We start from the raw sequence: 16997 nt of genomic DNA, 5'->3' as shown, positions 1-16997 counted from the left end.
GGCAAATCTCCAATCGTTCGTGCGTATCTACTATGAATTTTGAAGCTAATGGTATGACACAGAGGACAACAACTGGAAATTTGACAGCTGCACACCTCGAAATCAATATTTGTGGTAGTATTTTGAAATTTGAGTAACGTAAAATCCAGTTCAGATGGCAAAAATAGTGATTGTTTCATCCGCCAAAACTAAGCTAAAAATACAGCTTTCACCAAAATTGACGAAGAACCTTATTGACTGGAATATACAGTTAGTTTCACGTCTTTATTTTGAGAACCTTTCGGGCTACCTAAACGCATACCCTCACTTTTCTTTCTGGCTAAGGCTTCTTTGGTTCTTTGGGAGATTAGATTTCTTTCAGTCTGTGCCGAAAGGCAAAAGCCAACACTTTTGAGTTGATGTTATTGCCCAACTCATAGCCCTCTTTAATGGCAAAAACCTTTATGTCCTTTTCCATACAGTCGTGAAGGATTGACATTACCTCCATTAGATTTCTTCCTAAGCGTGAAAGTTTACTCACCAGAAAAATATCTCCTTTTTCCATGCGGGTCAATAATTCACCCACTTTACGGTATTTGACAGACCTAACCCCCGATGCAGTTTCTTCTACCCATTGGTCAATAGAGAGTTTTTAGCATTGAGAATTTCATAGCGTTGGTTTTCAACGGTCTGTTTGTCGGTAGAGACTCGTAAATAAGCGTAAATCATAGCTAAAATCTTTGATGTTAACTAACACTTAATACTACATTAAATTTATACAATAGTAGCCTAAAAGTGTAGTAATTAATGACTATCTATTTTTAATCAATTCCAAAGGATGTTTTTTATGTCAAAGTAAATAATGTAACTTTTCAAATAAATAATTTAACTTTTTTTAAAAAAAACTAAGGGTAAAAATAATTATTCTTGTCTAAATTAATAAGAGAGCTTAAAAGACATGACTGATAAATTAGAAAAACAATCCAACAATATTGAAACACAATTGCTAATTCTAAATAAGGGAGCCAACAATAGTAAAATTTTGGATTCCGAAATTTTTATTCGACAGTCTTTCAATGAGAATCCCAGTAAAGGCTATGAACTGCTTTTTAGAAAATATTATCGTGCCTTATGTAGCCATGCTGTAAGGTTTGTTTACTCAAAAGAGACTGCCGAAGATATTGTAGGAGATGTTTTCTTGGTTCTCTGGAAAAACAAAGTTCATGAGCAAATAAATACTTCCTTTAGAGCATATCTGTACGTAGCTGTGCGAAACCGTGCCATTAATTATTTACAATGGGAGTTTAAAAAAGATACTGATATTGATACAATTCACGAAAATAATCTAAATCAAGTACATGATGATACCCCTCAAACAATCCTACAATATGATGAACTTTTTCAGAAAATTGAAACTGGCATAAAAGCACTACCACCTCAATGTCAGAGTGTATTTTTAATGAGTCGTTTTGAAAATAGAAAAAATCGAGAAATAGCCATTGAGTTAGGTATAGCCCTCAAAACCGTGGAAGCTCACATCATGAAGGCACTTGCTCAAATGCGAAAGTCATTAGATGGATATTAGCATATTCAATCCCAAAAATGTGTGCTTACAACATTAATGAATTCTTTTAAACGAGATTAAAATGAACAAATCAGTTAATAAAAATATATTGTTTGAAAATTTTGCAGGTCGAGCTACACCACTGCAAAAAAAGCTAATTGAAGCTTGGATACAAGAAGAAAATAATAAGGAATTATACTACGAATGGCTCGACGAATGGGAAAATCAATTCATTCAATTATTACCCGATGTGGAGATGGCGCTTGAAAAATCTCTACTAAAAATTGGACAATCAGAGGATTTTATGATGAGCTCTCGAAAACGGCCAGCCATCAATTATTATCATAAAAACCGTTCTTGGTTTGTTGCTGCCGCTATTCTGATAATTCTGTTTTCAGTTAGCCTTATTTTAGGTAAAGACAATATTCTTTATAAGAACTATAAAACTGCATTTGGTGAAATCAGAAGAATTGAACTTTCGGATGGAAGCCAAGTTACGATGAATGCCAATTCTTCTCTAAAAGTGCCCCGATTTGGATTTGATAATTCAATCCGTGAGGTTTTTCTAAGTGGCGAAGCCAATTTTTCAGTTAAACATACCATTGATGATAAAAGATTTATTGTAAAAACCAACAAGAACTTTGAAATAGAAGTATTAGGGACAGAGTTCAATGTCTATGCTCGTCAGAAAGAGGCTAAAGTCGTATTAAATAAAGGGAAAATTCAGCTTAATTATATTGACGGAAAATTGGCAAAAAAAATTACCATGAAACCTGGGGATTTGGTAATAATAGACCAAAAAGGTCATGCTAATTTAAAAATAGTGGTACAACCTCAAATTTTCTCGGCATGGAAAGAACAACGTTTTGTGTTTGAGGAAACCTCATTATTAGAGGTGGCAACCATAGTACAAGAAAACTTTGATATTCATATTGAATTTAGAGATGAACTTTTAGCCAAAAGAACAATTAGTGGTACTTTTCACGCAAAAAATGCCGATGAATTACTTCAAGTTGTGGCAGAATTATTAGAAATAAATTACAGTCGACAAAACAATAACGTTACTTTTTTTGAATAATTTAATTACTAATTTACCATTATGAAACTAAAACTACGATTAGTCTGGAAGACTTTTTTTGTGCTGACGGTGCTGTTTATTGGTCAAAATACCAGCACTGCCCAAATGTTAGCTTACGCTGAACAACAAGTTCCTCGATTGGAGAAATCAACGTCTATTTTACTCAAAGATGCTCTTCGTAACTTAAAATCGCATTATAAAATTGACATTTTGTTTGAAGACAAAGTTGTTGAGGGCTTATCAGTACCAATCAATTCATTAAACTTTGATTCAAAAATTGAGCGTAATTTAGATTATATTTTAAGTCCGTTAGGATTAAGATATAAGAAAATTAAAGAGGGTACTTTTTTAGTAATGAATGAAAAAAAAAATAAGAAAACGGTACAAATAGAAGCTCAATTTCAAGAAACAATAGCACCTAACCAAACAATTCCTCAGCAACAAAATACTGAAAGGAATACAATTTTGGAAGTTCAAAATATTCAAAAAAGCACATTAATTGAGAAACCGATTTCTGGAAAAGTTAATGATTCTGCCAATGATGAAGCCTTGCCAGGAGTAAATGTGTCGATAAAAGGCACAAACAGCGGAACTACCACCGACAATAAAGGCGATTTTAAACTCAGTGTTCCGAATGAGAAATCAGTTTTGGTTTTTAGTTTTGTGGGTTATGAACAGCAAGAAATTGTGGTAGGGAATCAAACAAATTTTAATATTAGTCTAAAAATAAATACAAAAGCCCTTGACGAAGTTGTTGTTGTAGGTTATGGTACTCAAAAAAAAAGTGATGTAACTGGCTCAGTGGCTTCGGTTTCAAGAGAAAGATTAGAACAACTACCTAATACCAATATTGCACAGGCTTTACAAGGAGCAATTCCTGGATTGCAAATCAATACCAACAGTGGTGGTGCTGAAGGAAATGATAATTCCATTTTGATTAGAGGTAGAAATTCAATCAGTGCGAGTACAAGCCCATTGATTATTTGGGATGGAATACCCTACACAGGTGGTATTTCTGAAATTAACCCAAATGATGTAGAATCAATTGAAGTTTTGAAAGATGCTTCGGCGGCGGCTATTTATGGAGCAAGAGCTTCTAACGGAGTAATATTGGTAACCTCAAAACAAGGTAAAAAAGGGAAATTGAATATTACTTATGATGGTTTTTATGGCGTACAGAATATTGTCAATAAACCAAATCTAATGACGGGGTCTGAATTTTATGATTTCAAAAAAAACAGATTAAATATTCCCGCAAATTCAATAACATCTTCAGAGCAAGCCGTTTATGATGCTGGAAAAGCAGTGGATTGGTACAATTTGGCTACTCAGCAAGGTACAAGGTCGCAACACACATTATCTATTTCTGGAGGAACAGATAAAATTTCTTTTTACTTGGGTGGCACATATCTCAACGTACAGGGAATTGCTGTCAATGACCAATTTAAGAGATACTCAATTCGCCCAAATATTGACATAAAAGTTACGCCATGGCTTACGATTGGTTCATCAACTCAATTTTCATACCAAGACCGTAGCGGTCGTCCTGCCGATTTTGCAGGGCAGTTTGGGGCAAATGTAATGAATCCATTAACAACGGCTTTCAACCCAGATGGTACACCAACGGTCTATGCTTGGCCAGAGTATAATACTGCTGGGAATCCGCTCGGAGAAACAGTGGCTATGAACAAAGACAATGGTTATCGTATATTTAGTGCCAATAATGTCAAGATTGACATTCCATTCGTAAAAGGGCTTTCCTATAAGTTAAATACTGGGGTGGAATACGATAACAGCCTGCGAAAAACTTATTATGGCATTGGTACAGCAGTTGGCTATGAAAAGAAAGGAAGTGCCACTAATTATAATTCAATCGAAAGAAACTTTACGGTTGAGAACATTATATCGTATGCAAAAGATTTTGGTAAACACAACCTCAACATTACGGCATTGTATAGTTCTCAAAGCCATGATTATGACCGTGACCAACTAATTGGCGTTGGTTTTCCGAACGATGTACTGACTAATTATCAGATGAATACGGCTACCTTGCTCACGCCATCGCATGATAACTACACCCAAAACTTAGTATCACAAATGGGTCGTGTAAACTATAGCTACGACAGCCGATATTTATTAACGGTTACTGCCCGACGTGATGGATTTTCAGGTTTTGGTGTAAATTCAAAGTACGGAATTTTCCCTTCGGTGGCCTTTGGTTGGAACATATCCAAAGAAGCCTTTATGCAAAACGTAAAGTTTGTGAGCAACCTAAAACTTAGAGGTTCGTACGGTGTAAATGGTAATCAAGCAGTATCCAGTTATCAGTCTTTGGCAACTTTGGCAACTCGCCAATATTTGAATGGTACAACTGTTTTGACTGGATATGTGCCGAGTAGATTGGCGAACGAGAAATTAGGTTGGGAATCAACTACATCAAAGACAATTGGTCTTGATTTTGGCTTGTTCAACAACCGTATCCAAGGTTCAATTGATGTTTATTCGGGTGAAACCCAAGATTTATTACTCAACAGAATTATATCGTCAGTACAAGGGTTTGATAGAATTTTACAAAATATCGGTAAAACCGCCAACAGTGGAATAGAATTAGGAGTTACTTCAGTCAATTATAATGCCCATAACTTTAAGTGGACTACCAACTTAAATCTTTCTCATAACAAAAACAGAATTGTTGACCTTTACGGCGATGGTAGAGACGATGTAGCCAATGGTTGGTTCATTGGACAACCCATTCGAACCATTTACGGACTACAAAACGGTGGAATTTTTACTTCACAGGCTAATATTGACGCTTCTGCTCAACCCACGAGCAAACTCGGCTATGTGCAAGTAGTTGATGTAGATGGCGATAAAAAAGTAAGTACAACGCTTGATAGAACCATTTTAGGATATAGCGACCCCAAAATAGTGTATGGATTGTCTAATACTTTTACTTATAAAGGATTTAGTTTGTTGGTTTTCATCAATGGTTTGTGGGGAATCACCAAAGAAAATCCATTAGAACAAGATGATGTTTTTGGAGATGTTCGTAGAAATACAACCAAAAAAGATTGGTGGTCTCCAACAAATACTTCAGGCACCCATTTTTCTAACGATGCTTTGGCAAATTCTTTGAATGTTCGATTCTACGAGGATGCAAGTTTTGCTCGTTTGAAAGATGTTTCTCTGGCCTATCAATTGCCCAGCAAAACGCTTACTCGACTAAAATTGAGTAAATTAAAATTTTACATTACCGGTAGAAATTTAGCAACTTTTACTAAATACACTGGACTTGACCCAGAAATCAATAATCAATTGGATGTGCCTTTGCAACGTGAATTTATTTTTGGAATGAACTTCGGTCTGTAATTTAATTTCAACCGTTCAGTATGTAATTGTATCGCTTTTAAATTTTAGAAAAATGAAAAATAATAGTATAAAAATATTTGTGTTTACTTTAATCGCCTGCGTCAGTACAACAGGATGCAAAGAAGATTTTTTGATTGAAGAACCTGTGAATATTATTGCCCCTGAGAATCTTTATGTCAATAAAGCAGGTTTTGAGGCTGGGCTATACGGTTTGTATAATTTAGTACGCCGAGAAAGAGGTGGCATTGATGGTGGGCCAACCACTAATTCCACCAATGATATGTACATAACGCCTGCGTTTATAGGTGTTGATAATGCGTACAGCCCATTTCCCGCAGGTGGACAGCAACCAGAGCGTGTTTTTAATACATTTGGAGTTACTTTAAATCCAGCTGTGCCGTATATTAGCAATGTATGGCAATGGCTTTACCAAACGATCAATGCAGCAAATACGATCATTGATAGAGCCGAAACACCATCAATTAAATGGACAGAAACCGAAAAAAAACAAATAGTTGGGGAAGCAAAACTTGTGAGAGCATGGGCATATCGTCATCTAACTTTTATGTTTGGGGATGTACCACTGAACCTGACAGAATCAACTGGTAATTCCATAAAAACCGATTGGGAACGTACTCCAGTAGCTACAGTCAGAAAGACAATGGAGGATGATTTACTCTATGCTGAAATTAATATAGCGGAACAAGCTCCTAATGCCGCACGATTTCCAAGAGCAATGGCAACTCATTATTTAGCCGAATTATATTTGACTATTGGAGATAATGCCAAAGCCAAACAAAAAGCTCAATCGCTTGTTGCTAGTGGTTTATACAAATTAGTGACAGCTCGCTATGGTGTAAATAAAAGTTTGCCGGGAACACCATTTACTGATATGTTTATTGATGGAAATTCAAATAGAAGTGAAGGCAATACCGAAGCTTTATTTGTATTACAAAACGAATATCTTTCAACTGGTGGGGAAAATTGTATTATGCGTCGTTGTTGGGTAAACCGTTATGAGAGAATTTCAGTCACTGGAAAAACTCCCATTACTTTTTCGGTTGAAAATGGAGGTCGTGGTATTGGTCGATTTGGTATAACCAAATATGCCCTTTCAGTTTATGGTTCTACTGATGATAGAGGTTCAGAATTTGCATTAAGGTTTTCGTGGACGATGAATAATCCAGCATCTTTACCAACGGGTGCAAAATTGGGGGACGTAGTTAAACTAACAACCACTGGTAACGAACCGCTAACCAACGCCACTACTGCCCAATCTTGGCCAAACACTCGTAAATGGGACTGGGCGCCTTCTGTTCCATCTGATTTACAGCAGTCGAGCAATTTTAACGATATAATTTACCTGCGTTTGGCTGAAACCTATCTTTTATTGGCGGAAGCTCAATTCAAATTAGGTGAGAAAGCAGAGGCTGCCACCACTATCAATGCATTAAGAAGTAGAGCGAAAGCCACTTCAATAACTGCAGCCGATGTAACGCTTGACTTTATTTTGGATGAACGTTCAAGAGAATTACTAACAGAAGAACATAGGAGATACACCTTGACAAGAACTAAAACTTGGTTTGAAAGAACTAAAAAGTATAATATTAATGCTGGGGCATTGATAGCTTTACGAGATACAATTTTACCAATTCCACAAACGGTGATTGATGCTAATTTAACCAAAGTAATGCCACAAAATCCTGGTTATTAAAACTCAAAATATGCAATCTTTCTCCCTGTCATTTCACTAACATCTTTGTCAGAATAAAATTTGATAAAGGTGTTAGTGTACGCTTTTTGCAAGTACTTGGGCAAATAACCTTCTTTATATATGAATTACTCACGCATTTTTATTTATGTATTAACGCTCAGTCTCGTAAACTTTATGAGTGTTGTTGCACAAAAAAATACAAATGAAACGATAATCCTCCAAGCCAAAACTTGGGGACGAGACAGCTTGAGAAATATCGTTATCTCCGACTGGAAATCTTACGCAAGCAAAACGGTAGAAACGCTACCCAATTTCTCGCCAATCACGATAGAAAAAGTTGATAAATACGGTGGGGATTTATCTTCAAATGCGAAAGTTACTGGCTTTTTCAGAACCGAGAAAGTAGGAAACCGTTGGTGGATCATTGACCCAGAGGGACATTATTTCGTCACGGCTGCCGTCAATAGTGTCAGAATGGGCAAATCACCTAATAATGAACTTTCTCTAAAAGCCAAATTTGGTACGCCCGAAGAATGGCTTGTACAAACCGATAAACTCATAAAAGATGCGGGCTTCAATGCTATTGGCTCTTGGTCAGAAGTAGAATTGATTCAAAAATACAATATTTTACATCCTGAAACTCCAATTGTTTATACCACAATGTTGAGTTTTTTGGCAGAGTTTTCAAAAAGAAATAAGAAAAAAGGTGCAGAAAAAGAAAATAGTTTATCCTTGATTTTTGAGCCAAGTTTCAAAGCATTTTGTGATGAACACGCACGAAAAATGGTGTCGGCTTCGGCATCTGATAAAAATATTTTAGGTCATTTTTCAGACAACGAACTCACTTTTACGAATGACCTTTTGAATAAAATCTTAGCAAAAACTGACCACAATTCACCCGATGCAATGGCTCTCGAAAAATGGGCTAAAGAGAACGGATTTGATAAGAATATATTGACAAAAGTACAAAAAGAGGCATTTCTCGGCTACGTTGCTGATATCTACTATGGCGAAATCAAAGCTGCGTTGAAAAAATATGACCCCAATCACCTTTATATTGGTAGTCGTCTGCACGCTTCTGCCAAGAATGTTCAAGCCATTTTGAAGACTGCCGAAAAACATTTGGACATTGTTTCAATCAATTATTATGGCTATTGGCAACCCGAGTCAAAGCACATCAACGAATGGGTAAAGTGGTGCAATCGCCCATTTTTCATAACAGAATTTTATACCAAAGCAGAAGATTCTGGTATGGAAAATAAAACCGGTGCAGGTTGGTTAGTAAGAACTCAAGCCGACCGTGGAATTCATTATCAAAATTTTTGTATGGAATTATTGAAAGCCCCAAATTGTGTAGGCTGGCATTGGTTTCGATATCAAGATAACGACCCAACTGACCTTTCTGCCGATGAGTCGAATCGTGATTCAAACAAAGGGATGGTAAGCTATCAGTATATACCATATTTGCCATTATTGGAAAAGATGAAAGTCTTGAATACCAATAAATACGAATTGATAAAATTCTTTGATAAGTAATTTAAATTAGACCTAATTTGTACTTTTAATGCTATAATTACCTTAAAATGAATAAACTTTTCAGCATTTGTTTCCTCTTTTTAGCATGTCATTTTTCATCGGCACAAAATGCTCAACGCTTTAGAAATGAGATTTTTAGTACCATCGATTCTTTGAAAAATGTTCAATATGGAGAAGTAAAAAATATAAATAGTGAGTCAGAAAAGTTATTTTTAGACATTTATTCACCCAATACCGATACCCTCAAAAAACGACCTTTAGTTATATTTGTTCATGGGGGCGGATTTGTCAATGGTGATAAAAGTAGTGGTTACCCAACCTTATTTTGTACAGGTTTGGCAAAAAGAGGTTACGTGAGTAGTTCCATCAATTACCGTTTAGGGATAGAAAAACCCAAAAATGATACGTCATATTTCGAAGCAATGTACCGAGGGGTACAAGATGCCAAAGCTGCGGTTCGTTTTTTTAGAAAAAATGCCGAAAAATATGGCATTGATACCTCGTCCATATACATTATGGGCGGTTCGGCGGGCTCTAAAGTAGCAATGCACCTGGCATATTTAGACCAAAATGAAGTGCCAACTTATATAAATACTGCCAAATGGGGTAATTTAGAAGGAAAAAGTGGCAATGAAGGATTTTCCTCAAAAGTTAGTGGTGTTGTAAATTGCTGGGGTGCGATGATTGATTATCGGTGGATTAATTCGAGAGATGTGCCATTATTTAGCGTACATGGAACTCGTGATAAAACAGTTCCATTTGATTCTTCATACGCCTATCATGGATTCAAATTTGGTAGTACAATCTTATTTCACCGAGCCTTAGCTTTAGGAATTCCTACGGGAATAAAATTATTCGAAAACGCAGGGCATACTTTAGATAATGATAAATATAAACAAAAAGAGGCTTTAGAAGAAATTGGTCAGTGGCTATTTACACAACTAAATAAGAGTAAAAATGTCACAGGAGTTTTAAGATTTGAAAAAGAAATTCTGGAATTTGAAAAATTGGATATAACTGAAAAATATTCGGACAGCTCTATTTTGGTTACTGGAAGTTCATATATACGTATATGGAAAACCATTAAACAAGATTTAGCTCCGCAAGAAATCATTCCTCGTGGTTTTGGAGGTTCAAATATTGCCGAAATGGCTTTTTATATTGATAGAATTATGGCTAAACATCAATTTAAAGCCATTGTTTTTTATTCAGGAAGCAACGATATTACAGCTGGAAATCAAGACAAATCACCAACACAGGTTTTGGAAACCTTTAAGTATGTAGTCCAAAAAGTTCGTCAAAAATACCCGATTATTCCCATTTATTACGTTGCTATTTCTCCAAATGAACGTCGTTGGGTAGTTCAGGATAAAATTGTAGATGCAAACCAATTATTCAAAAACTATTGTCAGAATACTTCTAATTTGTATTTTATCGAGACTATGCCACAACTCTTGGGCAAGGATGGCAAATATCAGGCTGAATTGTATGTAAATGATAAGCTACATTTCAATGAAAAAGGCTATCAAATTTGGTCAGAAATAATTAGAAGGGTATTGAATAAAGATTTTGAAGTTATTGATACGATTAAATCCAAGTGAAAAATTTACAAAAACACTTTCTTTTGAATACACATTTTTATACTTTTTGATTACAAATATGAGGTAGCTAAATTTGAATAAAACGCATCATGTTAGTAATGCAACTCAATCATCTATTTCTATATTAGAGGCAAAAAATCTGTCGATAAGTGAACAGTGCGTTTCAAAGATTGGCTGAGCATTAGGCTTCGAAAATTCTCCTGGCTTTTCCAAATTATTCAAAAAAAATTGGCATTAACTAATGTGAATTTCGCTTTAAATTCAACGACCATTGATTACCATCAGGAGAACCGTAAACACTTGGTAGTCCAAGTCAAAACTAAAAAATGATTTATATCCTTGCTTGTAATGATTGAATTTCTTAACTTTAATCTATGCAAAACAAGAATAAACGTTCCGTTTCAGACTTCAATAATGAATTAAAATTAAAGGGCTTTAATGTTTTCCAAATAGAAGGTGATGGAAATGCCATACGTATCTATAGCAGAAAAGACTTTTATAAAATTTGCCTAACTACGGGTAAAAGTATCGTTCATTATGCCGACAAAAGTTTTGAGCATGAAGGAACGGTTTTATTTTTTGGCAATCCCCATATACCCTACTCTTGGGAAACAATCTCCACCAGCTACGTGGGTTACACTTGCCTGTTTTCGGAAGAATTCTTAAAATTTGACCGTTCTGAAAGTTTACAACATTCTCCATTATTTAAGATTGGGGGCACGCCTATTCTAAAAATAACCGAGCAACAACGGGAATTTTTAAGCACTCTTTTTCAGAAAATGATTGAGGAACAAAAGACTGATTATGTCTATAAAGACGATCTAATACGCAACTATATCAACCTCATCATTCATGAAGCCTTGAAATTACAACCTTCGGAAAATATTGACCAACATAGAAATGCTTCTTCCCGAATTACATCTGTATTCTTAGAACTTTTAGAAAGGCAATTTCCTATCGAAGACACCGAAAGACCCCTTCAATTAAAGACGGCGCAGGATTATGCAAAAAACCTAAATATGCACACGAATCACCTAAACCGTGCCGTAAAAGAAGTTACGGGTAAAGCTACTACTGCCCATATTTCTGAAAGAATTATCAGTGAAGCAAAAGCCTTGTTGCTCCATACAGATTGGAACATCGCTGACATTGCTTATGCCCTTGGTTTTGAATATCCCACCTATTTCAATAACTTCTTCAAAAAAATCACAGGTACCAACCCAAAATCATTACGAACGCAGGAGGTTTGAAATTCTTAATAATTCGTTTGATAATCGTTACCCAAAAATATAGTGATTAAAATACCTTTGTACTTAAAATTGACCAATTATAATTTTATTCAATTTACCATGGTAACAACAGATATTTTTGAACGATTAAGAAATGGCGAAACCATATTACCAAACGACCCGCAAGCCTACAAAATGATAGAGGCATCGTTTGTTACGAAAAAGTTACTCTTACAGATGAATAACGCTTCAAATCCTGATGAAATAAGGAATTTGTTGGGTCAAATTACCGACAGCGAAATTGATGAAAGTGTTGTGATATTTACACCGTTCCACATCAATTATGGAAAGCATACCAAAATAGGTAAAAATGTATTCATCAACTTTGATTGTGTTTTTTTGGATTTGGGCGGAATTATCATAGAAGATAATGTACTTATTGCCCCCAAAGTTAGCTTATTGACAGAAGAGCATCCTATCTCTTCTGAAAACAGACATTCGCTTGTCCCAAAGCCTATTCACATCAAAAAAAATGCGTGGATTGGTGCAGCCGCCACTATCTTGCCTGGTGTTACCATTGGCGAAAATGCCGTTGTGGCAGCAGGGGCAGTAGTTACATATGATGTTCCAGCTAATACGATTGTGGGTGGTATTCCTGCAAAATTCCTCAAAAATATTTAGTCAATAAATTATAAAGAAATGAAAATTATACCCTTACTTTTCGCCAGTTTAATCTGTTTTCAATTGACTGCTTGCCATAAGAATGAGGAAGGAAAGTCTGTAAACACGATTGAAGTGAATATTAATCCAGCGAGCCCTTCAACCTCGGATACTAATACAAACAACAAGAAAATGAAAATAACCATTGGGACTCATGTGTTTACTGCAACCTTCAACGAGAGTGCAACAGCAACGGCATTTAAAGCAAAATTGCCTTTAACGATCAACATGACAGACCTAAATAGAAATGAAAAGTTTTTTGATTTAGCTTTTAGTCTGCCAACAAATGTGTCAAATCCTGAAACTATCCAAAATGGAGATTTGATGATGTATGGTGCTAACACTTTGGTACTTTTCTACAAAACTTTTTCAACATCGTATCGCTACACAAAACTTGGACAAATTGATAATCCCTTGGGATTGGATGTGGCTTTGGGGGCAGGAAATATAACAGTATCATTCGAATTGATAAAAAATTGAAATGAATGATAATTAAATCATACCAATATGAGAGTAGCACAAAAAATGACCTCAGGAGTATTAACTATCAGTTTCTTTTTACTGGTAATGGCTTGTAAAACCAATAAAAATCAATTAAAAATGAAAGATCAAAACACAACACATTTTTTTCCGAAGGGGGAAAAATTACCCAATGACTATTTTACGGGAAATGCTTTTTTAAATATCTTGGTACCAAAAGACAAGAACAATGAATTTTTATTGAGCAGTGTAACTTTTGAGGCTGGTGCAAGAACTATTTGGCACACCCATCCCAAAGGTCAAGTATTAATTGTAACCGAAGGCGAAGGTTTTTATCAGCAAAAAGGGCAACCAGCCCAAGGCTTAAAAAAAGGTGATGTAGTTAATATTCCTGAAAATACTGAACACTGGCATGGAGCATCAGCGAACAGCACATTCGTTCATATTGCCATTACGAATTACAAAGACAATGTAAATGTTGTTTGGCTAAAACCGCTAACTGATGAAGAATACAATAATGCCCAAAAAAAATAAGCAAATGGTATGATTATCATAAGAAATTTTAAAAAGTGGATGGTATTATTCATCATTACACTAAGCATAAATACAATGAATGCACAAAAAAATCTAAACACAAGCCAGTCTTTGAATGTACAACAACAAAGTATTGTGAGTATTGCAGCTCTGACAGCCGTTGGTGACATATCGCATCTAAAAACCCAATTAAATGCAGGGCTTGATGCGGGACTTACCATCAATGAAATAAAAGAAGTGTTGGTTCAAATGTATGCTTATTGTGGTTTTCCTCGAAGCCTCAACGGTATAAATACGTTTATGACTGTATTGGTAGAAAGAAAAGCCAAAGGTATAACAGACATTGAAGGTAAAGATGCCTCACCCATTAAGGATGCGGTAAACAAGTACGACACGGGGAAGCAAACTTTACAAATGCTTACTGGAGTGGAAGAAAAAGGTCCGAAAACTGGAGCAAATGCTTTTGCACCAATCATAGATACTTTTTTAAAAGAACATCTCTTTGCGGATATATTCAGTCGTGATGTACTTACCCACCAGCAACGTGAATTAGCAACTATTTCGGTGCTTTCGGCACTGGAAGGTGTAGCTCCACAACTGCAATTTCACTTGGCAGTTGGATTAAATATCGGACTTACAGCAAGTCAATTAGAGCAGGTATTTTCGATTATAGAAACACAAATTGGAAAGCAACAAGCAGAAATAGCTAAAAATGTATTGTCAAAAATTACCGATAAAAAGCCTTAATAATATTTAATATAAATTACACTTCAACAAAAAATGATTGAAATGCAAGAACAAGACAGTAATTCGTCGAGAAGAGATTTTATACAATAATCAGTCGTATTAAGTGCAGGGCTTGTGCTTGCAAATTCAACTCAATCTTTTTCACAAACAAATAAGATAAATAACATGAGTGCTAACATAAAAGCAAAAGGCTACGCAGGAAAAGACGAACAAGGGAAATTAGACGTGTGGAGTTTTGACCGCCGTCCAGTTGGTGATAACGATATACTCATTGAAATTAAGTTTTCAGGGATTTGCCATTCTGACATACATACGATGAACGGACATTGGGGAAAACAACAATATCCACAAGTGCCAGGTCATGAAATTGCTGGCATCGTAACTGCAGTTGGTAAAAATGTAAGCAAATTTAAAGTGGGAGATAAGGCTGGTGTGGGTTGTATGGTAAATAGTTGTATGCAATGCGAGAGTTGCAAAAAAGGCGAAGAGCATCATTGCGAAACAACGGGTATGGTAGGCACTTATGGCACTCCCGAAAAATCATCACCAACAGGAATTACCCAAGGTGGATACGCCAATAATATTGTGGTAACGGAACATTTTGCTATTAAAATTCCTGCTAATATGGAGTTGAAATATGCAGCACCTTTGCTTTGTGCAGGCATTACCACATATTCGCCATTGATGAAAGTAGAGATTAAAAAAGGCGATAAGATTGGCGTAGTAGGGATTGGAGGCTTAGGACATATCGCTATTAAATTAGCCGTTTCAAAAGGAGCAGAAGTATATGCTTTTACCACTTCTGCCTCAAAAGTAGATGACATCAAAAGTTTTGGTGCGAAGGAAGTAATTGTGGTGGATTCAATGGCTAAATTGAAGCCTTGGAAAGGAAAATTAGATTTTATGATTTCTACCGTTCCTTACGCTTACGAAATGTCAGGTTATATTGATTGTGTGAAACCTTATGGATTTTTTACGCAAGTTGGACAACCAATTAATGGAAAACTCATGATTAATAATTTTAACATGATTTTTAACCGTGTAAATTTCAATGGTTCGCTAATTGGCGGTATTCCCGAAACCCAAGAGGTGATGGATTATTGTGCCAAAAATAAAATTTATCCGCAAATAGAAATCATCAAAGCCGAAGAAATCAATGAGGCTTGGAAAAAAGTGGTGGATAAGGAAGCTCGTTATCGCTACGTAATTGATGCGTCAACGATTTAAAATCAGGAAATTAATCATTAGTTTAGTGTTAAATTCTGGCAAAAAAGACCAAACTTACGGATTTGATTTTACATAAAAACAGTGTCATATAAATTTTAACAAACAAATAACCAACAATGAACAAACTATCAATTCTAATTATCCTGATGCTAATATCAGTAATTTCCTTTGCCCAACCAAGCCCAAGTCAGATTCAAGCCCGTTTGCCAAAAGGCACCATCATTCATGGAAATATTCCTTACAATAATGATACCCTCAAAAAGCATTTATTAGACATTTACTTACCCGCTGATGCAAAAGGCAAATTACCCTTAATTGTGTTTATACATGGGGGTGGATGGCTTGGCAATGACAAATATGCAGACATGGGCTATATGCCAAATACGGTGAATGCCATGCTCGAAAATGGCTTTGCAGTAGCATCAATCGACTATCGTTTTGCCACGCAAGCTGTCTTCCCAGCTATTCTACAAGATTGTAACAAAGCGGTGTCATTTTTATTTGATAATGCAAACAAATATCAAATCGATGAAAGTAGAATTGCTCTGATGGGTTTTTCGGCAGGTGGACACTTGGCTTCGTTGATGGGTACTTCTCAAAATAATAAAGTTAGTAATTTATATTTCCCCAACACTTACCGTCCTTTCAAATACAAAGCGGTTGTCGATTTTTATGGCCCTACTGATTTAGTATTATTACCTGGCAATGAAGATGCAAAATCACCAGAAGCCTTGCTAATAGGAGCAACACCCCTATCAAGACCTGATTTAGCTAAGGCGGCAAGTCCATTGACTTACATTGACAAAAATGACCCTCCCTTCCTTATTTTTCACGGTGAAAAAGATAATGTGGTTTCTAATAAGCAATCGAAACTTTTTAGTGCTTGGCTGAATCATTATGGTGTAAAAAATGAACTTACGATTGTAAAAGATGCTCCGCACTTTGGCACAATGTACGATGTAGAAGAAATTAGAAGCAAAGTCATTAGCTTTTTGAATGCTGAATTGAAGTAAAATAAAGGTGCATAAATTTGTAACAGACTCAATTTTAATGTATATTTCAGTCAATAAGATTCTTCGTCAATTTTGGTGAAAAGCTATTTATACCCAACTTTAAGAAAATTTTATGATTTAAAATGTAGCTCAATAGAAGTAATTGTAGTGTATTAATATTCTGAATTGAACAATCTTTTTTATTCACCGAAAGTCTTTCACCAAAA

The 16997-nt window shown here is 35.6% G+C and carries 14 protein-coding genes; 13 read left to right on the top strand and 1 reads right to left on the bottom strand.

The genetic code is table 11. From position 1 onward, the window contains the following. Positions 1-346: 346 nt before the first annotated feature. The gene (locus AC1W31_RS17745) at positions 347-565 is read right to left on the bottom strand and encodes a recombinase family protein (RefSeq protein WP_481735829.1); all 219 of its coding nucleotides are present in this window, start codon (positions 563-565) and stop codon (positions 347-349) included. 372 nt (positions 566-937) lie between these two features. Between AC1W31_RS17745 and AC1W31_RS17740 the strand changes: the two genes are divergently transcribed. From AC1W31_RS17740 to AC1W31_RS17680, 13 genes are all read left to right on the top strand, one after another. Beyond that, complete coding sequence (locus tag AC1W31_RS17740) at positions 938-1564, top strand: RNA polymerase sigma-70 factor (RefSeq protein WP_481735828.1); 627 nt, start codon at positions 938-940, stop codon at positions 1562-1564. Positions 1565-1625: 61 nt separating this feature from the next. Next, a complete protein-coding gene (locus AC1W31_RS17735; protein WP_481735827.1) occupies positions 1626-2621 on the top strand; it encodes a FecR family protein in 996 nt (331 codons plus the stop codon). 21 nt (positions 2622-2642) lie between these two features. After that, positions 2643-5990: a SusC/RagA family TonB-linked outer membrane protein gene (locus AC1W31_RS17730; protein WP_481735826.1), complete on the top strand. Its 3348-nt coding sequence runs from the start codon at positions 2643-2645 to the stop codon at positions 5988-5990. 52 nt (positions 5991-6042) lie between these two features. Then, positions 6043-7704, top strand: a complete 1662-nt coding sequence (locus AC1W31_RS17725; protein WP_481735825.1) for a RagB/SusD family nutrient uptake outer membrane protein — start codon at positions 6043-6045, stop codon at positions 7702-7704. A gap of 120 nt (positions 7705-7824) precedes the next feature. Next, positions 7825-9240 carry a hypothetical protein gene (locus tag AC1W31_RS17720; RefSeq protein ID WP_481735824.1) on the top strand — a complete coding sequence of 472 codons (1416 nt, stop codon included), beginning with the start codon at positions 7825-7827 and terminating at the stop codon, positions 9238-9240. Between the two features lie 47 nt (positions 9241-9287). Further along, positions 9288-10841, top strand: coding sequence for a carboxylesterase family protein (locus tag AC1W31_RS17715; protein ID WP_481735823.1), 1554 nt, complete (start codon positions 9288-9290; stop codon positions 10839-10841). Positions 10842-11215: 374 nt separating this feature from the next. Continuing rightward, the gene (locus AC1W31_RS17710; RefSeq protein ID WP_481735822.1) at positions 11216-12091 is read left to right on the top strand and encodes a helix-turn-helix domain-containing protein; all 876 of its coding nucleotides are present in this window, start codon (positions 11216-11218) and stop codon (positions 12089-12091) included. A 99-nt stretch (positions 12092-12190) separates the two neighbouring features. Then, complete coding sequence (locus tag AC1W31_RS17705) at positions 12191-12751, top strand: DapH/DapD/GlmU-related protein (RefSeq protein ID WP_481735821.1); 561 nt, start codon at positions 12191-12193, stop codon at positions 12749-12751. An 18-nt stretch (positions 12752-12769) separates the two neighbouring features. Next, positions 12770-13270 carry a cyclophilin-like fold protein gene (locus AC1W31_RS17700; protein ID WP_481735820.1) on the top strand — a complete coding sequence of 167 codons (501 nt, stop codon included), beginning with the start codon at positions 12770-12772 and terminating at the stop codon, positions 13268-13270. Between the two features lie 120 nt (positions 13271-13390). Beyond that, on the top strand, positions 13391-13804 hold the full coding sequence (locus tag AC1W31_RS17695; protein WP_481735819.1) for a (R)-mandelonitrile lyase: 414 nt from the start codon (positions 13391-13393) through the stop codon (positions 13802-13804). 75 nt (positions 13805-13879) lie between these two features. Then, entirely contained in the window at positions 13880-14551 is a 672-nt protein-coding gene (locus AC1W31_RS17690) for a carboxymuconolactone decarboxylase family protein (RefSeq protein WP_481735818.1), read from the top strand. Between the two features lie 165 nt (positions 14552-14716). After that, on the top strand, positions 14717-15778 hold the full coding sequence (locus AC1W31_RS17685; protein WP_481735817.1) for an NAD(P)-dependent alcohol dehydrogenase: 1062 nt from the start codon (positions 14717-14719) through the stop codon (positions 15776-15778). A 116-nt stretch (positions 15779-15894) separates the two neighbouring features. Further along, positions 15895-16791, top strand: a complete 897-nt coding sequence (locus AC1W31_RS17680; protein WP_481735816.1) for an alpha/beta hydrolase fold domain-containing protein — start codon at positions 15895-15897, stop codon at positions 16789-16791. The last annotated feature ends 206 nt before the right edge of the window (positions 16792-16997 follow it).

This window comes from Arcicella sp., assembly GCF_964672035.1.
This window is presented reverse-complemented; position numbering and strand designations above follow the sequence as displayed.